Source organism: Kribbella kalugense, from assembly GCF_004365875.1.
GTDB classification, from domain to species: Bacteria; Actinomycetota; Actinomycetes; order Propionibacteriales; family Kribbellaceae; genus Kribbella; species Kribbella kalugense.
On sequence record NZ_SODF01000001.1, the window covers coordinates 2,607,811 to 2,629,529 of the forward strand.

The window sequence follows — 21,719 nt, forward strand, 5'->3', positions numbered from 1 at the left end:
TCGGGCTGATTGCGGGGAATACACGGTGTCGTGTAGCGGATTCGCTCAGTAGTCGGCATGATGACTGTCCATGGTCATGATGACGGGGTCGCTCGCCGTTCGCGGCACGGTGGTCTGGTTGACACCACAGCAAGGTGGGCGAGTGTCCGGGCCGCCGGAGCCGGACTACGACTACGACTACACGGCGACTGCTTACTTGCCGCCTCGCGGTGCGGAGGACGGTCAGGCCGGGATCGCGTTGCGCCGGTTCGCGCCCGGTGCCTGGCGGACGGCGGCCGAGGGAATTCTCGTTCCGGGGAAGGGAAATCGGGCCCAGCAGGTGATCCCCGGCTGCATCGTGGTGATCACCGAAGGCGTCCGCCCGGTCGGCCTGCTCACGGTCGAAGAGGTCAACGCCCTCGCCGCCGACGGTACGCCGGTCGTGACGCCACTCCCGACCGCGGCGACGCCGGTCGACACGACCCCGCCGCAGCAGGGGCCGGCCGAGACGCCGTACCGGCACTCGACCGCGGCCGCCCGCTGGACCTCCAAACACGCCTCCGACGACGCCCCACCGCAAGCTGCCAGCGTCTGAACCGAGTGGTTTTACTGATGTAGCTGTGGCTCGGAGAGCCGACGCTTTCGGCATGACGAAAAGAATCCAGCCACAGCAGACAGCAGCCTTCTACGCACAGGCGCTCGCGTCGTTCGGGATCTCGGTCTCGGCGATGGTGATCGCCCTGGCGTACCTACCGGCCCAGCCGTGGGTACGGGCGTTCCTCGCACTCGGACTGTTGTACGTCGTGACGTCGACGGTCGTGCTGTGCAAGGTGGTCCGGGACCGGCAGGAGATCTCGGTCGTGAGCAGCCGGGTCGATCAGGCTCGCTTGGACAAGCTCCTGACCGACCACGACCCCTTCAAAGTGGACGCCTAGAGGACGGGCAGGAGTTTGTTGAGTTCGAACGGGGTTACCTGGCGGCGGTAGTCCTGCCATTCGGCGCGCTTGTTGCGGAGGAAGAAGTCGAAGACGTGCTCGCCGAGGGTTTCGGCGACGAGTTCGCTGTCTTCCATCGCGCTGATGGCCTCGGCGAGGCTGCCGGGCAGCGGCTTGATGCCGAGGGCCTTGCGCTCGCGGGGCGTGAGCGACCAGATGTCCTCCTCGACCTCCGCGGGCAGGTCGTAGCCCTCCTCGATGCCCTTCAGGCCGGCTGCGAGCATCAGGGCGAAGGCGAGATACGGATTGGCCGCCGAGTCCAGCGAGCGGAACTCGACTCGCGAAGACTGGCCCTTGTGCGGCTTGTACATCGGCACGCGTACGAGCGCGGACCGGTTGTTGTGACCCCAGGAGACGAACGACGGCGCCTCGTCCCCGACGGCCAGCCGCTTGTAGGAGTTCACCCACTGGTTCGTCACCGCGGTGATCTCGGCCGCGTGGTGCAGCAGTCCGGCGATGAACGCCCGTCCGGTCTTCGACAGCTGGTACTGCGCCCCGCCCTCGAAGAACGCGTTCCGGTCACCCTCGAACAACGACATGTGCGTGTGCATCCCGGAGCCGGGCTGGTCCGACAGCGGCTTCGGCATGAACGACGCGTAGATGCCCTGTGAGAGCGCGACCTCCTTCACCACGACCCGGAACGTCATGATGTTGTCGGCCGTCGACAGCGCGTCGGCGTACCGCAGGTCGATCTCCTGCTGACCCGGGCCGCCCTCGTGGTGGCTGAACTCGACGGAGATGCCCATCGACTCCAGCATCGTGATCGCCTCGCGGCGGAAGTCGTTGCCGATGCCCTGCGGCGTGTGGTCGAAGTACCCGGACGAGTCGACCGGCTCAGGCGTCGTACCGGGCGCGCCCATCAGCGACTTGAACAGGTAGAACTCGATCTCCGGGTGCGTGTAGAAGGTGAACCCGAGATCGGCCGCCTTCGACAGCGTCCGCTTCAGCACGTGCCGCGGGTCGGCGAAGGACGCGGAGCCGTCCGGCATGTTGATGTCGCAGAACATCCGCGCGGTGCCCATCGTCTCGCCACGCCAGGGCAGGATCTGGAACGTCGACGGGTCCGGCTTGGCCAGCATGTCCGCCTCGGTCACCCGGGCGAACCCCTCGATCGCCGACCCGTCGAACCCGAGGCCCTCGGCGAACGCGCTCTCCAGCTCGGCCGGGGCGACCGCGACCGACTTCAGGAACCCGAGCACATCGGTGAACCAGAGCCGCACGAAACGTACGTCGCGCTCCTCCAGCGCGCGCAGCACGAACTCCTGCTGCTTGTCCATCAGTCCACCTCTCACCAGCTCTACTCGGGGGCTCTCACAGTGTGCCCCGCCTCTGTTAAGCAGACGTTACGTGCCAGGGCGGACATGGCCGTGTTCAGGGCCTACCGTGTCCCCTTGTGCAGACGATCTTCCGTGCAGCGCTCATTGTCGCCGGGATCCTCTGCGTCAGCGACCTGCTGCTGAGTACGGCGCGGTTCGTCCAGTCGCTGCGCCGGAAGCGACCGGCCGAACGGGACGTGCTCGGCCGCCGGTGGCTACCGGTACCCGAGCTCGGCTTCGGCATGTGCGCGTTCTGCTGCCCCGGCCTGGTCGCGCTCGGCCTGACCCATCACGCCGACAACCTGCCGACCCGGCAGATCCTGCTCGCCGCACTGGTCTTCGGGTACGCCGGCGCCGTGCTGTCCCGCGTCGTCCGGACACCCGGCCCGGGCGGCCGCCGGTTCAAGCTACGCGCCGGCCTGCTGCTCGGCCTGCCGGCCGTGTTCGGTCTGGTCTTCGGCCTCTCCGGCCTTGCGGTCTGAGCGCGCCCGATACCACGGTACGACGCGCTCCAGCGGCGCGAACGCCAGCCAGCAGACAACCGTCGGCAGGAAGTGGATCAGCAGGATCGCCGTGTTCGCGGCGTGGAACCCGAGGAAGAACAGCGCCCCGAGCAACTGCCACCGCCCCTTGAGCCAGAGGATCACCGGCGAGCAGAACTCCCCGATGATGCCGACCCACTGCATCACGTGCAGCATCCACGGGTGGTGCAGCAACCACTCCCCGACCGGGTGCGGCCGCCGTACGATCGCCCAGGTCAGGATCGCGCTGTTCGGCCAGGCGAGCGTCCAACCGGCACCACGGAGCTTCGCGATCGAGGACAGGAAGTACGTCGCGATCACGCAGATCTGCACGCATCGGATCGCCCAGCCGGCCGCCTCCGACTTGGTCTGATCGCCGTACGACGCGATCCCGCGGCTGCCCGCCTTCACGGTCGGCAGGACCCAGAGCGCGATCACCAGCGCGAGGTGGTCGTGGTCGACCTTGCCGTCGCTCATCCCGATCAGCACCCACCAGGTGAACGCCGGCGCGACGACCCAGCCGGCGATCCGCGGGAAGTAGTTGGTGGCGCCGATCAGGCAGAACACGATCAGGACGACGTACAAGGTGGTCGTGTTCGCCACCGACGGCTTGGGCAGGTCGAGGATGCGGGCCAGCAGCAACGGCTGGTACAGGCCGGGGTGCTCGCCCTTGTCGCGGGTGTCGCGGACGAACGCGTGCATGTCGAGGATGACGAACAGGTAGAGGACCGTCCGCAGCCAGGCGATCCGCGCGAGTGCGATCGCGGGAGTGAACCAGTTGGCGAATCTCATCCGCGTCCTCGCTTCGCTCCGGGCGCGGCTGAGGTACGAGGCCCGCTGTGCTTGATGGTGAACTCGCTTCGCTCGCTCACTTGCGCACCTCCCACGTGGCCAGGACCTCGGGTGTCGGCGGGCCTTCGACCCGGCCCTTGACCAGTTGGGTGGTGTCGCGGATCAGCTCGAGCTTCACGTACTTCGGCTTGTCCGGATGCTTGCGCGCCCACCCGTCCGCGACCTGCTGCAGCAGCGACGGGTCCTTGACGATCTCACCGGTCCGGGCCTCGATCTCGGCCCGCGCGACACCGGCGCCCTCGATGTTCAGCGGTACGTCGACCGTCGTACCGGCGTCCGTGACAGCACTGATCCGGGTGAACGTGATCGAGGCGTCGTCCGCGACCGAACCGGCGTACTGCGACATCGGCCCGAACGGCCACGCGTCGTCGGAAGCACGCACCGATCCGTTGATCAGCAGACCGATGCCGACGACGGCGACGAGGACCCGCACGCCCTTGCCGACCGGGCCCAATCGCACCGCCGTCTGCTCCCCCCGCCGCTCCTCCTGACTCTGTGTCACCACGTCATTAGATCATTCCGGTTTGGACCCCTGGCTGGTAGGGGATTTTCTTAGACATGACCGCCCCAGAAAATATCCAACGTGCCCCTCAGCCTGCTCGGCTGTCCCGGCGTACGCTCCTCGGCGCGACCGCCGGCGGCGTACTGCTCGGCGGCGTCGCAGCCGCTGCCCTTCCGACAGCAGCGCAGGCCGCTCCCGCGCCGCGCTGCTACACGCGGACCGAGTGGTCGGCGCGACCGCCCAAGTCCGCCACCCAGGTGATCGCCAAACCCGACCACATCGTCATCCACCACACCGCGAGCCCGAACGTCACCGACTACTCGCTCTCGGCGGCGTACGCGGTCCAGCACTGGATCCAGAACCTGCACATGGACACCAACGGCTGGATCGACATCGGCAACCAGCTGACGATCAGCCGCGGCGGGTTCCTGATGGAGGGCCGGAGCAAGTCGCTGACGTCGATCAACAACGGGCAGAACGTCCTCGGCGCCCAGACCGCCGACAACAACAGCCACACGATCGGCATCGAGCACGAAGGCATCTACGTCACCGAGAACGTGACGACGGCGTTGTTCGACACGTCCGTGCTGACGTGCGCCTGGTTGTGCAACACGTACGGCCTCGACCCGCACGTCGCGATCGTCGGGCACCGGGACTACAACACGACGCAGTGCCCGGGTGACGTGTTCTACGCCAGACTGCCGGAGCTGCGGGATCGGGTCGCTGCCGTCCTGTAGGTAACGCGTCGGATCAGCAGCTCGAACGGTCCGCGGTAGTTGGCACGCCGCATCCGGTCGGCGAGTACGACGGTCGCCAGCCAGGTCGCGACGGCGAGCAGTGCTGTCGTCGCGACGGTGAGGGTGCGCGACAGGTCGAGCAGGTACGGCGTGAACACCACGGCCCACACCACCGATTGGCAGAGGTAGCAGGTCAATGATCGTTGTCCGACGGCGGCGATCGCCAGCGTGACGGTGCTCTGGCGATCGCTGAGTCGACGGGCGATCAGGACGATGAGTGCGGCGTACCCGAAACCGCCGAGGACGCCGGTTGCGTCGTGCAACGGTCCGAGGATGTTCCCCGCCTGGTCGCTCGGTGGGGCGAGTACGCCGCCGACGACGAGCGAGACCGGGAGGGCGCCCGCGACCGCGACGGTGAGTCCGATCAGGGCCGTCGTACGGAGAAGGGTGAGGTGCTCGGCCGGGCGTTCGAGGATGCGGCGTCGGCCGGCCCAGAGGCCGATCAGGAACGGCGTGACGAAGCCGATCCAGCCCAGGCCGGCGATGTACGGCTGGGCGACGATCCGGTCGGCGAACTGGCCGAGGAAGGTCGGCGGCAGCATGGCCGGGTCGGCCGCGTCGGAGGAGGTCGCGAGTGAGCCGTCGCTCGGCAGCGCGGTCAGGACCAGGACGAACGCGGCGACGATGAACAGCCAGCGGTCCTTCCAGCGCAAGGCCCATACGCCGAGGAACAGCAGTACGCCGTACGCCGCGAGGATGTCGCCGATGTAGAGCAGCATCGCGTGCAGGAAGCCGAGTACGACCAGGACCAGACTGCGTCGCCAGAGCAGCTTCCGGATCGGCCACCAGTCGTTGCCAGCCTCGCGTTGACGGCGGACGATCTGCGCGACCCCGTACCCGAAGAGCACTCCGAACATCGGGAACGCGCGACCGTCCACGAAGGTCGAGATCACCATTCCGACCGCGCGATCGACCGCCGAGCCGTCGGTCGGGAACCCGCCGAAGATGCGGTCGCCGTAGACGAAGTAGTGCGAGTTGGCCAACGCGATGAACAGCAGCATGAACCCGCGCGCGAGGTCCGGCCCCAGCGCCCGTTCGCTCAGCCCGGTCGGTCCACCTTGGATGCTCATGGCCCCCAGTCAATCCGCGCCGGACCGGTGCCGCGTCCATCGAAAGTCCCCCGGCGATGAACCTTCGTCGCTGTTCGATAGATGCATGCACGACGAACCCCTGACTCGTTGGCAGCGCGGGTGGTCAGCCTCTCGCGGTTGGACCGACTACCAGCGCATCGACGACGTCACCGTCGTCCGCATCGGCCAGCCGCAACGGCGCGTCGAGTACGTCGCCACCGAGCCGAACGTGACCGCCGCCGCCCACCTCGCCCTGACCGACTGCAATCCGCCGGGCTCGTCCTGGCTCACCGTCGGCACCCACGATCCGGTCCGCTTGGCTGCGGACCTCAAGCCGCTCGAGTTCGTCCGGACCGAGTGGCTGATGACGATCGACCTGTCCGACCAGGCGTCGTACCCGGTGCCCCCGCCGTACTCGCTCGAAGTGTCCGTCACGCCGTCCGTCGTCGACGTCGAGATCTGCGGGCACGGCGAGGTTGCGGCCAGCGGACGGATGGCGGTCCTGCACACCGGGGCCGTCGCCGACATGATCGTCACCGAACCCGCCCACCGGCGCCGCGGACTCGGACGCGCCGTCATGACCGCCTTGGCAGAGGCAGCCCTATCCCAGTCCGCTACCACCGCCTATCTAGCGGCTTCCCCAGACGGCCGTCCTCTTTATGAATCGCTCGGCTGGACCACCGTGACGCCACTCCTGGTCGCCCGTACCGCGGCCTGACATCTTCGGCGTACGTAAGAGGTTTGGCGACGGACGTGGGGATGAGTGGTGGGAACCAGTAATGTGCTCCCGTGCCTCAGCTTCGAGTTGCTCTTGCTCAGCTCAATGTGACCGTGGGTGACATCGCCGGGAACGCCGACAAGATCGTCGCGTGGACCCGGAACGCGGTCGAGCAAGGCGCGCACGTGGTGGCGTTTCCCGAGCTCGGACTGACCGGCTATCCGGTCGAGGATCTGGCCCTGCGCGCGTCGTTCGTCGACGCGTCCCAGGCCCGGATCCACGACCTCGCGCAGCGGCTCGCCGACGAGGGCCTCGGCGACATCGTCGTGATCTGCGGCTACCTCGACCGAGCCAGCGGTACGGCGATGGGCGTCGACCGCCTCGGCCGTCCGAAGGGCTCGCCCACCAACGCCGCCGCGGTCATCCACCAGGGCCGCGTCGTCACGAGCGCGGTGAAGCACCACCTGCCGAACTACGGCGTCTTCGACGAGTTCCGGCACTTCGTTCCCGGCAACACCCTGCAGGTGATCCGGATCCACGGCATCGACGTGGCGCTGGTGATCTGCGAGGACCTTTGGCAGGACGGCGGCCCGGTCGCGGTCACCCGTGAGGCCGGTGCCGGTCTCCTGCTGGTGATCAACAGTTCGCCGTACGAGGCCAACAAGGACGACGTCCGCGGTGACCTGGTACGCCGCCGGGCCCGCGAGGCCGGCTGCTCGCTCGCGTACGTGAACCTGGTCGGCGGCCAGGACGAGCTGGTCTTCGACGGCGACTCGCTGGTCGCCGATGCCGACGGCAAGGTGTTCGCCCGCGCCCCGCAGTTCGAGCAGGGCAGCATGATCGTCGACCTCGATCTCCCTGCCGCATCAGGTACGCCGGCTGGCACGCACGAAGGCATCGAGATCGTCCACACCGTGCTGCAGGAAGACCCGGTCGAGTCGTACGACGCGATGGAGCCGGTGATCGCACCGCATCTGTCCGACGAGGCCGAGATGTACGGCGCGGTCGTCACCGGACTGCGCGACTACGTGCAGAAGAACGGCTTCAAGTCCGTCCTGCTCGGTCTGTCCGGCGGCATCGACTCGTCCCTGGTCGCCGCGATCGCCTGCGACGCGATCGGCGCCGAGCACGTCTTCGGGATCTCGAACCCGAGCGTGTACTCCAGCGACCACTCCAAGGACGACGCCGCCGAGCTCGCCGCCCGGACCGGTCTGAACTACCGCGTCGTACCGATTCAGCCGATGGTGCAGCCGTTCCTCGACACGCTCGGCCTGACCGGGCTGGCCGAGGAGAACCTGCAGGCGCGGGTCCGCGCGGTGATCTGGATGGGCCTGTCGAACGCCGACGGCCACCTAGTGCTTGCCTGCGGCAACAAGTCCGAGCTGTCCGTCGGCTACTCCACCATCTACGGCGACGCGGTCGGCGGGTACGCGCCGCTGAAGGACGTGCCGAAGACGCTCGTCTGGCGGCTGGCCAAGTGGCGGAACGCGGACGCGAAGGAGAAGGGGCAGCAGCCCCCGATCCCGGAGAACTCGATCGTCAAGCCTCCGTCGGCCGAGCTTCGCCCGGGGCAGCAGGACACTGACTCGCTGCCGCCGTACGATCTGCTCGACGACATGCTGGACGACTATGTCGAGCAGGACCGTGGCAGTGCGGAACTCGTCGCTGCCGGGTTCGACACCGAACTGGTCACGAAGGTGATCCAGCTCGTCGACCGCGCGGAGTACAAGCGCCGGCAGTACCCACCGGGCCCGAAGATCACCCACAAGGCCTTCGGCCGGGACCGCCGGTTGCCGATCACCAATGCATGGCGTGAGGACGCACGGAAGGCAGCCGAGCACTGAGCGACTCATGGCGGTACCGCCCATCAACAGACAACCCGTGGGGCTCGTCGGACGACCTGCACGATCGGTCCGGCCTGCCCAGGGACAGTTACGGCGACGACTTCGCCGATGATGTGAGCGATCGCTCACCGTCAGGCGGTGGCGCTCACCCTCCGCAACGGTGGGACGATGGCAGCATGGTTGACAACTTCGCGTCGGCCGGTACCTCAGACGACGACGAGGAGCTGCCGTCGCCGTACGGGACCGGACCGAAGAATCGGACAACCGAGGAGAGCCGCCGCTCGGACTACGACAACGACAGTTGGCGGGACCGCGGCCCGGGTGGTTCCGGGCTTGGTCTCGACCCGTCGCCGTCGTTGCCGAACGCACCCCGGACGTACGAGCGCGGCCCGGTGCCGCAGCAGCCGTACGTCCCGAAGCCGCCGTACCTGCCGAGCGCACCGCCGCCTTCACAGCACCAGCCACAACAGCGCCAGCAACCACCGCCTCCTCCGCCGCAACGGCAGGAGCGGCCGGAGCGGCCCGAGCGGCCTGAGTACTACGGTGAGTCGCGGGGCGAGGAGTCGTACGAGCGGTATCCGGAGCAGAACCCGTTCCGGCCGCAGCAGCCGCCTGTGCAGCCACAGGTACCGCCGGCGCAGCCTTCGCAGGTGCAGCAGCCGCCGCAGCAGGGTCGGCCCAGTCCGTTCGGTCCGGGGAGCAACGGCGTACCGGCGAACCGGCCGCCGCAACCTCAGCAGCAGGCGCCGCGTCCGCCCGCACCACCCCAGACACCGCCGGCGCAGTCGAGCAATGGTGTGAGCCAGCGGCCGCCGCATGCGTCGAATGGCAGCGCGAACTGGAGCAGTCCGGCGCCGCAGCCGAGTCCTTCTCCTTCTTCACCGCAGCCGGGTGCACAACCGCACTCGCCCGCGCAGAGCAACGGGCATAGCAATGGCCTTAGTAGTGGGCACAGCAACGGACTGAGCAACGGTTCGAGTAATGGGTTCAGTCCGCAGCAGCCGCCGCGTCAGGCGCCGCCGGCTCAACCCCAGGACCAGGCGCAGGAATCCGCCCAGCCGCAGGAGCCTGTCCGCCGACAGGAAGAGCGGCAGCCCGAGCGCGCGCCGCGGCCCGAGCAAGGGTCGGCGAAGGAGCGGGCGCTCGCGCAGGAGCGGGCGCTGCGGATGGAGCTCGCGCGGCAGGAAGAGCAGGAACGCCAGCGGGCGGCTGCGGCTGCTGCTCCCCCGGCCCCGTCACAGACACCGTCACAGACACCGTCACAGACACCGTCACAGACAGCGCCACAGACGCCGCCGCAGACTCCCCCGGCGACCCCGATGGACACTTCGACCATCACGGCGTACATGCCGGAGATGATCGAGACGTACCAGCAGCAGGCCAACGGCTATTTGTCGGATCCGAGTGCGGAGTACGAGAGCAACGCGCCGGTCAGCGACGAGCCTGATGAACAGCGGACGGTCGGTGCGCGCCGGCGTGCGAACGTTCAGCAGGATGCGCCGAGTCAGATCGGCGTCGAGCCGGCCGCGTCGCATCGTGCGGCTCGCCGTGCACAGGCCTCGGCGAGCACCGAGGCCGGGGCGGAAGCTCCGTCCGCCGCAGTTGGCGGGCAGGCGCCACAGGGCGGTGCTCCCAGTGATGCAGCGAAGCGGCCGCGGCGGTATCGCGTGCATCATCTGCGCGATTTCAAGAACCGCGGCGAGAAGTGGGCGATGCTGACGGCGTACGACCAGTACACCGCCGAGATCTTCGACCAGGCCGGCATCCCGGTGCTGCTGGTCGGCGACTCCGCCGCGAACAACGTCTTCGGATACGACACGACTCTGCGGGTGACCGTCGACGAACTGATCCCGTTGGCGCGCGCTGTCGCGGGTGCGGTCGAGCGCGCGCTGGTCGTCGCCGACCTGCCGTTCGGTTCGTACCAGGCGTCACCGGAGCAGGCCTTCCACACCGCCGTGCGGTTCATGAAGGAAGCCGGCGTGCACGCGGTCAAGCTCGAGGGCGGACGGACCGTCGTACCGATGGTCGAGAAGCTGACGCAGTCGGGCATTCCGGTGATGGCGCATATCGGTTTCACGCCGCAGAGCGAGCACAGCATCGGCGGGTATCGCGTGCAGGGTCGCGGCGACCAGGCTGCCGGCCTGATCGACGACGCCGTCGCGCTGGCCGAAGCCGGTGCGTTCGCGGTGGTCCTCGAGATGGTCCCGGGCGATGTCGCGGCCGAGATCACCAAGCGCGTCTCGATCCCGACCATCGGCATCGGCGCCGGCCGCGACACCGACGCTCAGGTCCTCGTCTGGCAAGACATGGCCGGCCTGCGCTCAGGCACCATGCCGCGCTTCGTCAAGCAGTACGCCGACCTTCGCGGAGTCCTCACCCAAGCCGCATCCGCCTACGTGGCGGACGTTGCCTCGGGCGCCTTCCCCGGCGACGAACACACCTTCTGACGCAACTCTTCGTGCTGCCGCGGTAGCTCAGCGGATACCCGTTCCAGACTCTTGTCCGGCGGGTTCCGCGGGTTCAGGCTGTTTGCGGCAAAAGGGGAGGCCCGATGAGAATTCGTCGACTGATTGTTGCTGCCGGAGTTTCGTTCGCTTTGGTCGGTGGGGTGATGGCGTCGCTTCCCGCGGCGAACGCCGTACCGTCCGGTCCGAAGCCGGTGGCGAGTTACACACCACCGCCGGTGCAGTGGGGTACCTGTACCGATCCGCGGCTCGCGAGCCGTGGTGCGCAGTGCGGCTTCGTGGTCGTGCCGCTGGACTACGACCATCCCGGCGGGACGAAGATCCAGCTGGCGGTGTCGCGGATCATGCACAAGACACCCGACTCGCAGGCACAAGGTCCGATGCTGGTGAACCCGGGCGGACCGGGCGGCTCCGGCTTGATCTACTCCGTCTTCGGTGAGTTCGTACCGAACGGCGCAGGCGACTCGTACGACTGGGTCGGTTTCGACCCGCGCGGCGTCGGTTCGAGCAAGCCCGCGCTGAGCTGCATCCCGGACTACGCCGGTTACAACCGGCCGCTGTACGTCCCAGTGACGCCCAAGCTCGAACAGGTCTGGATCCAGCGGTCGAAGGCCTACGCGAAGGCCTGCAACACCGCACAGCACGCGTTGCTCGGGCACCTCACCACGCTCGACTCGGTCCGCGACATGGAGAGCATCCGCAAGGCGCTCGGCGCCCCGCAGATCAACTACTACGGCTTCTCGTACGGCACGTACCTCGGCCAGGTGTACGGCACGCTGTACCCGAACCGCCTCCGCCGCGTCGTCTTCGACGGCGTCGTCGACGCGACCCGCGTCTGGTACAAGGCCAACCTCGACCAGGACATCGCGTTCAACAAGAGCGTCAAGGTCTTCTTCGCGTACGTCGCCGCGCACAACTCCACCTGGCATCTCGGCACCACCGAGGCCGCGGTCGAGCTCCAGTACTACGCCCAACTGAGGAAACTCGTCGGCCATCCCGCTGACGGCAAGATCGGGCCGGACGAGTGGAATGACATCTTCTCGCAGGCGGCGTACTACGTGTACGGCTGGGTCGATGTGGCGAACGCGTTCGCGGCGTGGGTCCACGACAAGGACGCCACCGCTCTGGTCGACCTGTACGGCGGCCCGCCGTTCGACGACAACGGGTACGCCATCTACCTCGGTGTGTCCTGCACGGACGCCAAGTGGCCGACCAACTGGCAGACTTGGCGCCGGGACAACTGGAGCATTTACGCCAAGGCTCCGTTCCTGACCTGGAACAACGCCTGGTTCAACGCACCGTGTGCGTTCTGGCCGGCCAAGGCCGGGAACCCGGTGAAGGTCGACGGACGCCAGGTGAAGGGCGCGCTGCTGATCAACGAGACGCTCGACGCGGCCACGCCGTACACCGGGGCTTTGCAGACGCGTAAGACGTTCCCGCACGCGGTGCTGATCGAAGGTGTCGGCGGAACGACTCACGCCGGTTCGTTGTCCGGCGTGACGTGCACCGATGACCGCATCGCGGCCTATCTGCAGACCGGCGTACTTCCGAAGCGTCTGCCAGGGAACCACTCCGACGTCCAGTGTCCGCCGGTACCGGCGCCACAGCCGGACGCCGCCTTGGCCCCGGCTGCAAAGTCCGGCGGCTCAGCGATTAGCAGGTTCCGGGAGGAGCTCAGATCCACGGTAGGGCCGAACGTTCGGTCCAGTACTCCTCGGGCTGCTGGCTGAACTCGATGAGGGGGCCGTCGGCGTGGTAGGCGAGGTTGCTGGCTAGTTGGGTAGCGGTGGTCGCACCGCTGAGGACTATGTCAGCCCAGGGCTGAGCCACTGCCGCGCCGATGGCCAGGGCGTCGGGAGCGACGCCGCGCTTGTCAGCGAACTCGTTGAAGGGCGTCTCACCAGCGCGGCTGGTGAGACGCCCGTTCGCCACGGCTTCCTTGACGACGACGAACCACCCGGCGTCGTGTGCTTCGGCGAGGGCTGGGCCTACTGACGGCTCCAGGACGTTCCAGGTCGCCTGTACTGCGGAGAACGGCGTACCTGCGTCGACTGCCTTGCGAAGGGTCTCTGCTTGGCGTGGGCCGCTGGTGGAGAGGCCGACGCGGACACCGGAGTCGGCCAGTCCGCGGAGGCGGTCCAGCAGCCGCTTGTCGTCGAGCGCTGGGCTGTCGGTGGTCAGGCTGTGGATGAGGTAGACGTTCGGCGGTCCACCAAGCGCTTGAAGGGTCTCCGGCCACTGCCGTTCGAACGTGGCGAGGGTGTGGTCCTTCACTTCGTGCGTCTCCGCGTCGTGCCGCCAATCGGCGACGTACGTGTAGCCCCACTTGGACCCGATGGTGAGTTGGGTACGCCGCTCTGGGGTAAGCCACTCGCCGAGGAACTTCTCGGCAAGGCCGTACGAACGGGCGGCGTCGAAGTACCGAACACCGGCCTGCCAAGCCTGCTCCAGCAGCTGATGCGTGCGCACCCGCAGATCCTCGACCGCCCGCGCCTCCGGCAGATCCTCGTCATGACCGAGGTTGATGTACCCAGGACGCCCTAGCGCCGCCAGCCCAAGACCAATACTCGCCATGTTTCCGATCCTCTCACCCCCTTCTTCTTCTCTCCCCGCGCCACCCAACCACGTCCCGCCTGATGACGCAGATCGGGTAATGGGCTTTTGGCAACCAACGTGAGACTCGCCGCAACATCGGGCGCGCGGCTTGAGCTGTCCCTTACCGTTTTGTGGTGTGAGCGAATCCCAGTTGCCACCACCAGGAACGGTCCGACGCCGTACGACGGCCCGCGTGCTGCCGGTGCGTCCGGACGGCAAGGTGCTGCTGCTGCACGGATGGGATCCGCTGAAACCACACACGCCGTACTGGTTCACGATCGGCGGCGGCGTCGAGGACGGCGAGACGGTCCCCGAGGCGGCCAGCCGGGAACTGCGCGAAGAGGTCGGCATCGTGCTGCCGGCCGACGCGCTCGGTGCACCGGTGGCGACGAACACGATCGAGTTCGAGTACTACGGCAGCCGGATCATCCAGCGCCAGACCTTCTTCGCGGTCGCGGTGGACGATGTCGACGTGACGTTCGCGAACCAGGAGGAGCTCGAGCTGCAGACCATCAGCGCCCACGGCTGGTGGTACGGCGACGACCTCGAGGCAACCGGTCAGGCCGCGCACGTGACGATCCCCGGGATCCTGCGCCAGGCCGCGGACGCGATCACCCTGCGACGCGCGTCCTAGCGGGCCCGTGCCTCTTTGAGGACCTTCTTAGGAACCTTCTTGTCCACCTTGTAGTGGACCTTGTCGATGCGCTCCGCACAGCCTGCCTTGGACAGGCGCATCAGCACCACCGGGCACTTCTTGCACCTCGGCTTGTCCTTGCAGCACTTCTTCTTCGCGGTCATCGACGGCACTCGGCGAGTGTAGGTGAGGCATACCTAACCGTCTAGGTGTCGCGGCAGGCATCGTGGCGGACATCACTCCAGCTGTCCGGTCAGCAAGGCGCGCGCCTCGACCAATGACGGCCCGTACCAGGTGAGATGCCGGCCCGAGACGCAGCGCGCGGGTTTGCTGAACGCCTCGGGTCCGTCATCGGGTGAAAAGGCATAAGGCTCGTCCGGCAGCACTGCCAGGTCGTACTCCGGTAACGCGTCCAGCTCTATGCGTGGATAACGCTCGCCGGATTCTCCAAGGATGTTGTCTATGCCGATTCGGGCGAGCAGATCCCCCGCGAACGTGTCCCGTCCCAACGCCATCCACGGCCGCCGCCAGATCGGTATCACGGCCCGCCGGCGCATTCCGTCGTACGGCGAACTCCAGACCGCGCGCGCTTCACCCAACCACGCGGGTACGTCGCCGGTGATCGCGGACAGCATGCGTTCGAGTGAGTCGAGTGATTCGGGCACCGTCGTCGGCGCGGTCACCCAGACCGCGATTCCACTCGCGCGCAACGCGTCCAGATCGACCGCGCGATTCTCTTCGGCGTTCGCGACGACGACGTCCGGTGCGAGTTCGCGGACGCGGTCGAGATCAGGATTCTTGGTACCGCGAACGCGCACGACGTCGAGGTCCGCGGGATGCGTACACCAGTCGGTCGCACCAACGATCAACGATGCGTCGGTGACCGCGATCGACTCCGTCAACGACGGCACGATGCTGACCACACGACGTACAACATCGGGCAGTTCAACAGTGTTGTGGAGGTCGTCGTACACGCTCTTGCACCTCACCTTCGCAGGACGTTGCCGAGGACAACACTCGCCGATCGGGGCACTTCACGGCAGATTCTGCCGCGTGTCGCCAAGAAATTCTTGAGCGTATCCGGCATGCTCTCGGCACGGCGGAATCCCTTCTGCACAAGGATTTTCGGCATTTACGCCGCTCTTTGCCGCCAGTTCGCCTTAACCTGTAGACGTTTCGGGTGCTTTACGTGGCGCACAAGTGTTGTCATCATCATGACGACGAGGAATCCACCGTGGTTTTCCTCAGCCGCACCAAGGAGGCAGAGTGCCAGCCAAGAAGGCAGCCGCAGGGAAGGCGACAGCCAAAAAGGCTTCTCCCGCCAAGAAGACTGTCGCGAAGAAGGCCAGCGCCGCGAAGACGACAACCGCGCGCAAGGTCAGCGCAGTAAAGAAGACAGCGACGAAGAAGGTGAGTGCGGCCAAGAAGACCGCCGCTAGGAAGACGGTGGCGAAGAAGGCCCCGGCCAAGAAGACCGTCGCCAAGAAGGCCGTCGCGAAGAAGGCCCCGGCGAAGAAGGTCACGGCCCGCAAGACCGTTGCGAAGAAGGCGCCGGCGAAGCGCGCTACCGCTGCCAAGAAGGCACCGGCCGCGAAGAAGACGACGGCCAAGCGCACGACCGCCGCCAAGAAGACGACGGCGAAGAAGACCGTCGCGCGGAAGACTGCCGCGAAGAAGACGGTGGCGAAGAAGGCGCCGGCCAAGAAGGTCGCCGCGAAGAAGGCACCGGCGAAGACCGCTGCCAGGAAGGCGCCCGCGAAGCGCGTCGCGGCGAAGAAGTCGGCTGTGAAGAAGACTGTCGCGAAGAAGGCCCCGGCGCGTAAGGCCCCGGCCCGCAAGACCGCGGCTCGGCGGGTAGCCCGCTGATCTGGACGTCCGCACTCGCGCGACGTCCGGCAGTACAGACCTGAGGGGCATCACCGGATTCGGTGATGCCCCTCGGCATGTCGGCGGGACGACTGCTAGTCGTCCTCCCACTTCTCGTCGTTGTCCCAGGCCTCGTTGCGTTCCTGCACCTTGTCGAGGGCGCGGGCGGCTTCCTCCGGGGAGCTGTACGGGCCGAGCCGGTCGCCCGACTTCGCACCCGTGTACGGCTCGACCTGGCCGGTCTTGGTGTTGTAGTACCACTCGTTGCTGTGATCGTCGCTCATCTGGATGACCACCTCCTGGGAGTCTTGTCGCAGCTCTTTAGAATGATCTCACCATGTCGATCCTTACTCCTGGCGTCATTTCGCCGCGCCGTGACGTACCCGCATCCATCCCGCGCCCGGAATACGTCGACAAGCCGGCCCCGACGCCGTACACCGGTTCCTACGTCACGTCCCCCGAGCTGGTCGAGAAGATGCGCGTCGCGAGCACGCTGGCCGCGCGGGCGTTGCAGGCGGTCGGTGCGGCCGCGAAGCCCGGCGTGACAACGGACGAACTGGACGCGGTCGGCCACGAGTACCTGATCGAGCGCAACGCCTACCCATCGACGCTCGGCTACCGCGGCTACCCGAAGTCGCTGTGCACGTCGGTGAACGAAGTGATCTGCCACGGCATCCCCGACGACCGCCCGCTCGAGAACGGCGACATCGTCAACGTCGACATCACGGCGTACCTCGATGGTGTGCACGGCGACACCAACGCGACGTTCCTCGTCGGCGACGTGGACGAGGAGAGCCGGCTGCTGGTCGAGCGCACGCTGGAAGCGCTGAACCGCGGCATCAAGGCAGTCAAGCCCGGGCGCAAGGTCAGCATCATTGGCCGCGTGATCGAGTCCTACGCCAAGCGGTTCGGGTACGGCGTGGTGCGCGACTTCACCGGTCACGGCATCGCGACGTCGTTCCACTCCGGCCTGATCATCCCGCACTACGACGACGAACGCTTCGACGACGTGATCGAACCGGGCATGACGTTCACCATCGAGCCGATGCTGACACTCGGCACCTACGAGTACGACCTGTGGGACGACGGCTGGACCGCCACGACGAAGGACAAGTCCCGCACCGCCCAGTTCGAACACACCCTCCTAGTAACCGACACCGGCGCCGAAGTACTAACCCTCCCGTGACGATCACGCAGTATGTCGAGGCCCACCTCCCCGGCATCCTCGCGATCTGCGAAACCGAAGGCTGGCCGAGTCTGCCCGCCGATCCCGTCCGGGCGCACGCGGTCTTCACCGCACCAGGCGTGACAACTGTCGTCGCCCTCGACGGCGAGCAGGTCATCGGTTTCGCCTACCTGCAAAGCGACGGCCACATCCAGGCGCACCTGTCGCAAATGGCAGTGCACCATGACTACCGCCGCAAGGGCATCGGCCGCGCACTACTCGAGTACGCCACTCCCCTAACCGGCGCCCAACGAGTAGACCTCGTGACCGACACCGCCAACACCTTCTACGCATCCTTCGACCACCGCACCTTCGCAGGCTTCCGCATCTACCCGTAGCCGTTCGATTGCCGTAACCGCCGAAGGCGGCCGTTCTTGTTTGAATGGCAGTGTGACGGCTGACCAGTACGACGCGATTGTGATCGGGACCAGTCAGGGTGGACGGTTTCTGCCCGTCGACCTGGCGAAGGCGGGCCAGCGGGTGGCGCTGGTCGAGCGCGGCCAACTCGGCGGCGTCTGCGTCAACACCGGATGCACCCCGACCAAGACGATGGTCGCCAGCGCTCGCCTTGCCTACCAGGCGCGCCGCGGTCCGGAGTACGGCGTCCGGGTCGGGCCGGTCTCGGTCGATCTCGCCGCGGTACGCGAGCGCAAGCGGGCCATGGTCGCCGGCGCGCGGGAGAACTACGCGAGCCGTCTGGCGCAGGACGGCCTCGACCTGATCGAAGGCGAGGCCCACTTCACCGGACCTCACACGATCGAGGTTGCCTTGTCCGGCGGGGGCACGCGGCAGCTCACCGCGCCTGTGATCGTCATCGACACGGGCACCAGGCCGAAGCCGTTGGAGATTCCCGGGGCAGCCGCCGTACCGGTGCTCGACTCGACGTCGATCATGGAGCTGGACGAAGTACCAGAGCACCTGATCGTCCTGGGCGGCGGCTATATCGGACTGGAGTTCGGGCAGATGTTCCGCCGATTCGGCAGCTCGGTCACCGTCGTCCAAAGCGCCGCGCGGCTGCTGATGCTGGAAGACGACGACGTTTCGGACGAGGTCGCCGGAATCTTGCGAGACGAGGGGATCACGGTCCTGACGTCGTCCGCTGCCCTCGAGGTCGAGCCCGCCGGCGACGGCCTCCGGCTGACCGTCCGAACGGCAGACGGGGTGGAACAACTCGAAGGGACCCACCTGCTGTCGGCGATCGGCCGCGTCCCGAACACGGAGGCCCTCACTCTCGAAGCAGCCGGCGTCCGGCTCGACGACCGTGGCTTCGTCGAGGTCGACGAGTACCTGGAAACCTCCGTACCCGGCGTGTACGCGATGGGTGACGTCAAGGGCGGCCCGGCCTTCACCCACTTGTCGTACGACGACTACCGCATCCTGCGTGCCAACCTGCTGCTGCAGGAGAAGGCGAGCGTGCGCGACCGGATCGTCCCGTACGCCGTGTTCATCGATCCGCAGCTCGGTCGCGTCGGCATCACCGAACGGGAAGCAAGGACGCGCGGCCGCGCGATCCGAGTCGCGAAGCTACCGATGAGCGCCGTCGTCCGCGCGATCGAAACCGGCGAGACCCGCGGATTCATGAAGGCCGTCGTCGACGCCGACAACGGCCAGATCCTGGGCTGCGCAGTACTAGGCGCCGAGGGCGGCGAGATCATGACCATCATCCAGGTCGCCATGCTCGGCAATCTCCCCCACACCGCGCTCTCAAACGCGATCCTCACCCACCCCCTCCTAGCCGAAGGCCTAAACACCCTCTTCGCCCTCCTCGACAACTAACAAGCTCGGACGACAAAGCCACCGTCAGACCAAACGCGCCGTACGCGCCCATCTCAACGCCACACCGAACGACCACCGCCACCACCCCGACCACCACCATCACCGCGATCACCGCGATCACCACCATCACCGCGATCACCGCGATCACCGCGATCACCGCGATCACCCGCACCTGCACCGTCGGCACCACGCCGCCGCAGTCGCAGCTCGGCAACCCTCACCCACACACGACACCTCCAACTCCCCGCGACCACCGCCGCCACCGCGACCAGCCACAACCGCGCCGTCGGCACCACGCCACCGCAGTCGCAGCTCAGCAACGCTCACCGCGGCGGAACCGCAGTACGGCGTCCTCGGCGTCCACGTTGTGCACCTGCACACGACACCTCCACCTTGCCGCGAGTTCGCCGCCGACCGACGCCACCGGACTGCAGTCGAGGGCCGTCGTACCCCTCGCCCCTCGCCGCTGGAGTCGCGGCTCGGCAACGCTCACCGCGATGGAACCGCAGTACGGCGTCCTCCGCGTCCAGGTCGTGCGCCTGCGCACGACACCTCCAGCTCGCCGCGAGTTCGCCGCCGACCGACGCCACCGGACTGCAGTCGAGGGCCGTCGCGCCCCTCGCCCCTCGCCCCTCGCCCCTCGCCCCTCGCCGCTCATGCCTCACGCCTCACGCCTCACGCGGGGCTAACACGGACGCTCGCAGGTACCACGGGGTCCTGGGGCGTTGTCGGGAGTGGATCGGTCGAGGGATCGCCCCAGACGGCGAACCGGGCGGCTTCCTGCATCGTGGGTTCGTCGGCCGACCACCGACTGGAGCGCCGGCCGGAGCGTGGGTCGGAGCTCGGACCGGAGCGCGGAGTGGAACGCGGGCTCTGTGCGTCGGGGGCTGCGGTGGCGCGGGTGTTCGGCCTCGGGGCGGCGGTTGCCTCGAGGGAAGCTGACGCGGTTGGTCTTGGTTGGGGTGGTGGGTCGGCCCAGGTGGGGCGGGTGACGTGGACTGTGTTGTTGGTGATGGTGATGGTCCAGTGGCCGTTGTGTAGGTCGGTGTGGTGGCGACGGCAGAGCAGGGCCAGGTTCCAGATTGCTGTTGGGCCGCCGTTTATCCAGGATCGGAGGTGGTGGGCGTCGCACATGATTGGGGGTGCTCCGCAGACGACGCAGCCTTTGTCGCGTGCGTTCAGGGCGCGGCGCATCGCTCGGGTGACGAGGCGTTCGGCGCGGCCGACGTCGAGCGGTTGCGAGTTCGAACCGAGTACGAGCGGGATGATCTTGGCGTCGCAGGCGAGTCGGCGGATCGCGGCTGCTGACAGCTGGTCGCCGTACATGAGGGTGCCGGTGGCGTCTGCTGTGGCGGCTTTCAGGTCGTTCAGATCGATGGTGACGGTGATGTTCGCCTTCGCACCAAACCCAGGCACCCAACCCGCGCGACTCTCGCCCACCGGAGCACTGGCGCCACCGGTCGCATCCGTGGCGGCGGTGGCTGCAGGATCCGGCGCGTCGGCGATGCACGCGGGATCGGCGGTGCCGCTACCCGCCTCCGCAGCCGCACCTGCAGTCGCTCCGGCGCCGCTCGCGGCGGGTGCAGTTGTGTCGTCCGCGGTGGAGGTAGGTGTGCTGCCGGTAGGCGCGGTGCCGGCTGGAGGGCGGGGAGTACGTGCGGTGGGTCGCGGTGTGAAGGCTGCGTCGGTGGCTGCGGCGGCGATGGTTAGGGCTGTGGTGAGGGCGTCTGCTTGGCGTTTGTCGCGGGGGCGGGGGTCGGGGTCGCCGGTGGCGGTTTTGTGGGGGCGGGCGCCGGTGAAGGTGAGGGAGCGGAGGAGTTCGGCGTTTTCGTTGGCTAGGTAGCCGCGGAACTTGACTCCGTTTTCGGCGTTCGCGAGGGTGAGGCTCTCGCGTTCGTAGGCCTTGTTTTCGTCGGGTTCCGGGCCGTCGGAGTCGAGCAGGTCGCAGATCTGCTTGGCTGCTGTACGCAACTCGGCTGGCGACAGTCGACCGGCCAACGTCACGAGCTGTTGTTCGGCCACGTCGAGGTCTTCGACCGGGACTCTGGAGCGGACCCGTTCGAGCGCGGACACAATCACACCGGCCTGCGCCGTACGCAACACGCGAACTCCGCCGACACCGTCACCATCCGCCCCATCCTCAGCAGCGGCCGTCCCAACATCTTCAGTGGCACCGGCGCCATCCGCGGCCTCTTCACGCTGCAGGCGCTCCCCGGACTCGCCGCATTCCGCGGAGTCCTCAGCGGGGATTGCGATGCCGTGGGTTAGGGCTTCGGTGACGATGGTGTACTTCGGGAGGGCTCGGGCCAGGCGTACGTCGCGCCAGGCTTCGGCTCGGTCGCGGCGGTAGCGGAACGACAGCAGCTCGACCGCGTCGCGGGCACCGAGCTCTTCGGCGTACCCGCTCTCCTCGATCCGCGCGACCACCTGCAGTCGGCGGGACCCTCGCTGGGCGAGCTCGGCGTCCAGTGCGTCGAGCTCGGACAGCAGTTCGCCGCCGCTCAACGACCACACCGGTCGCTCACCCAGGAGTTCCATACCCACAACAGTAGACACCCCCACCG

23 protein-coding genes are annotated in these 21,719 nt (G+C 67.5%); 13 read left to right on the plus strand and 10 right to left on the minus strand.

The window, feature by feature from the left end:
* Positions 1–70 precede the first annotated feature (70 nt).
* Together EV650_RS12230 and EV650_RS12235 are read left to right on the plus strand one after the other, a co-directional pair.
* A complete protein-coding gene (locus EV650_RS12230; RefSeq protein WP_134118374.1) occupies positions 71–574 on the plus strand; it encodes a hypothetical protein in 504 nt (167 codons plus the stop codon).
* Between the two features lie 52 nt (positions 575–626).
* The gene (locus EV650_RS12235) at positions 627–914 is read left to right on the plus strand and encodes a YiaA/YiaB family inner membrane protein (RefSeq protein WP_134118376.1); all 288 of its coding nucleotides are present in this window, start codon (positions 627–629) and stop codon (positions 912–914) included.
* On the opposite strand, the gene glnA is transcribed toward EV650_RS12235, so the two are convergent.
* Positions 911–2,251, minus strand: a complete 1,341-nt coding sequence (gene glnA, locus EV650_RS12240) for a type I glutamate--ammonia ligase (protein WP_134118378.1) — start codon at positions 2,249–2,251, stop codon at positions 911–913. The two genes, EV650_RS12235 and glnA, sit on opposite strands and share 4 nt — an antisense overlap.
* Positions 2,252–2,367: 116 nt before the next feature.
* Between glnA and EV650_RS12245 the strand changes: the two genes are divergently transcribed.
* Positions 2,368–2,772, plus strand: coding sequence for a hypothetical protein (locus EV650_RS12245; RefSeq protein WP_134118380.1), 405 nt, complete (start codon positions 2,368–2,370; stop codon positions 2,770–2,772).
* On the opposite strand, the gene EV650_RS12250 is transcribed toward EV650_RS12245, so the two are convergent.
* Both EV650_RS12250 and EV650_RS12255 read right to left on the minus strand, forming a co-directional pair.
* Positions 2,698–3,603: an HTTM domain-containing protein gene (locus EV650_RS12250; RefSeq protein WP_134118382.1), complete on the minus strand. Its 906-nt coding sequence runs from the start codon at positions 3,601–3,603 to the stop codon at positions 2,698–2,700. The two genes, EV650_RS12245 and EV650_RS12250, sit on opposite strands and share 75 nt — an antisense overlap.
* Positions 3,604–3,679: 76 nt before the next feature.
* Complete coding sequence (locus EV650_RS12255; RefSeq protein WP_238174169.1) at positions 3,680–4,165, minus strand: hypothetical protein; 486 nt, start codon at positions 4,163–4,165, stop codon at positions 3,680–3,682.
* 56 nt (positions 4,166–4,221) lie between these two features.
* Between EV650_RS12255 and EV650_RS12260 the strand changes: the two genes are divergently transcribed.
* Positions 4,222–4,902, plus strand: coding sequence for a peptidoglycan recognition protein family protein (locus tag EV650_RS12260; RefSeq protein WP_134118386.1), 681 nt, complete (start codon positions 4,222–4,224; stop codon positions 4,900–4,902).
* Here the strand turns inward: EV650_RS12260 and EV650_RS12265 are convergent.
* The gene (locus EV650_RS12265) at positions 4,854–6,032 is read right to left on the minus strand and encodes a DUF418 domain-containing protein (protein ID WP_134118388.1); all 1,179 of its coding nucleotides are present in this window, start codon (positions 6,030–6,032) and stop codon (positions 4,854–4,856) included. The genes EV650_RS12260 and EV650_RS12265 overlap by 49 nt on opposite strands.
* Positions 6,033–6,117: 85 nt before the next feature.
* Here EV650_RS12265 and EV650_RS12270 point away from each other — a divergent pair, with 85 nt between their 5' ends.
* The 4 genes from EV650_RS12270 (at position 6,118) to EV650_RS12295 (ending at position 12,789) form a co-directional block, all read left to right on the plus strand.
* A complete protein-coding gene (locus EV650_RS12270) occupies positions 6,118–6,750 on the plus strand; it encodes a GNAT family N-acetyltransferase (protein WP_166678093.1) in 633 nt (210 codons plus the stop codon).
* Between the two features lie 71 nt (positions 6,751–6,821).
* Entirely contained in the window at positions 6,822–8,594 is a 1,773-nt protein-coding gene (locus EV650_RS12275) for an NAD+ synthase (RefSeq protein WP_134118392.1), read from the plus strand.
* A 176-nt stretch (positions 8,595–8,770) separates the two neighbouring features.
* A complete protein-coding gene (gene panB, locus EV650_RS41560) occupies positions 8,771–11,041 on the plus strand; it encodes a 3-methyl-2-oxobutanoate hydroxymethyltransferase (protein WP_439648773.1) in 2,271 nt (756 codons plus the stop codon).
* 104 nt (positions 11,042–11,145) lie between these two features.
* Entirely contained in the window at positions 11,146–12,789 is a 1,644-nt protein-coding gene (locus EV650_RS12295) for an alpha/beta fold hydrolase (protein WP_134118397.1), read from the plus strand.
* Here EV650_RS12295 and EV650_RS12300 read toward each other — a convergent pair.
* On the minus strand, positions 12,734–13,633 hold the full coding sequence (locus EV650_RS12300) for an aldo/keto reductase (protein ID WP_134118399.1): 900 nt from the start codon (positions 13,631–13,633) through the stop codon (positions 12,734–12,736). The two genes, EV650_RS12295 and EV650_RS12300, sit on opposite strands and share 56 nt — an antisense overlap.
* Positions 13,634–13,790: 157 nt before the next feature.
* Here EV650_RS12300 and EV650_RS12305 point away from each other — a divergent pair, with 157 nt between their 5' ends.
* Entirely contained in the window at positions 13,791–14,288 is a 498-nt protein-coding gene (locus tag EV650_RS12305; RefSeq protein WP_134118401.1) for an NUDIX hydrolase, read from the plus strand.
* Here EV650_RS12305 and EV650_RS40325 read toward each other — a convergent pair.
* Both EV650_RS40325 and EV650_RS12310 read right to left on the minus strand, forming a co-directional pair.
* Positions 14,285–14,461, minus strand: a complete 177-nt coding sequence (locus EV650_RS40325) for a hypothetical protein (protein WP_166677960.1) — start codon at positions 14,459–14,461, stop codon at positions 14,285–14,287. The genes EV650_RS12305 and EV650_RS40325 overlap by 4 nt on opposite strands.
* Positions 14,462–14,524: 63 nt before the next feature.
* Positions 14,525–15,262, minus strand: coding sequence for a helical backbone metal receptor (locus EV650_RS12310; protein WP_134118403.1), 738 nt, complete (start codon positions 15,260–15,262; stop codon positions 14,525–14,527).
* A gap of 292 nt (positions 15,263–15,554) precedes the next feature.
* On the opposite strand from EV650_RS12310, the gene EV650_RS12315 reads away from it, so the two are divergent.
* Complete coding sequence (locus EV650_RS12315) at positions 15,555–16,154, plus strand: histone H1-like repetitive region-containing protein (protein WP_134118405.1); 600 nt, start codon at positions 15,555–15,557, stop codon at positions 16,152–16,154.
* Positions 16,155–16,249: 95 nt separating this feature from the next.
* On the opposite strand, the gene EV650_RS12320 is transcribed toward EV650_RS12315, so the two are convergent.
* Entirely contained in the window at positions 16,250–16,438 is a 189-nt protein-coding gene (locus EV650_RS12320; protein ID WP_134118407.1) for a hypothetical protein, read from the minus strand.
* 53 nt (positions 16,439–16,491) lie between these two features.
* Here EV650_RS12320 and map point away from each other — a divergent pair, with 53 nt between their 5' ends.
* Genes map through EV650_RS12335 form a run of 3 tightly spaced genes read left to right on the plus strand, consistent with a single transcriptional unit; the run spans position 16,492 to position 19,155 of the window.
* The gene (map, locus tag EV650_RS12325) at positions 16,492–17,340 is read left to right on the plus strand and encodes a type I methionyl aminopeptidase (RefSeq protein WP_134118409.1); all 849 of its coding nucleotides are present in this window, start codon (positions 16,492–16,494) and stop codon (positions 17,338–17,340) included.
* Positions 17,337–17,717 (plus strand): GNAT family N-acetyltransferase, encoded by a 381-nt coding sequence (locus EV650_RS12330; protein ID WP_134118411.1) that lies wholly within the window; start codon positions 17,337–17,339, stop codon positions 17,715–17,717. Before map ends, EV650_RS12330 begins: the two co-directional genes overlap by 4 nt.
* A gap of 52 nt (positions 17,718–17,769) precedes the next feature.
* On the plus strand, positions 17,770–19,155 hold the full coding sequence (locus EV650_RS12335) for a mercuric reductase (RefSeq protein ID WP_134118414.1): 1,386 nt from the start codon (positions 17,770–17,772) through the stop codon (positions 19,153–19,155).
* Between the two features lie 313 nt (positions 19,156–19,468).
* Here the strand turns inward: EV650_RS12335 and EV650_RS12345 are convergent, their stop codons facing one another.
* Positions 19,469–19,702: a hypothetical protein gene (locus EV650_RS12345; protein WP_134118416.1), complete on the minus strand. Its 234-nt coding sequence runs from the start codon at positions 19,700–19,702 to the stop codon at positions 19,469–19,471.
* Positions 19,703–19,830: 128 nt separating this feature from the next.
* Positions 19,831–21,693: an HNH endonuclease signature motif containing protein gene (locus tag EV650_RS41315; protein WP_134118418.1), complete on the minus strand. Its 1,863-nt coding sequence runs from the start codon at positions 21,691–21,693 to the stop codon at positions 19,831–19,833.
* Between the last annotated feature and the right edge of the window lie 26 nt (positions 21,694–21,719).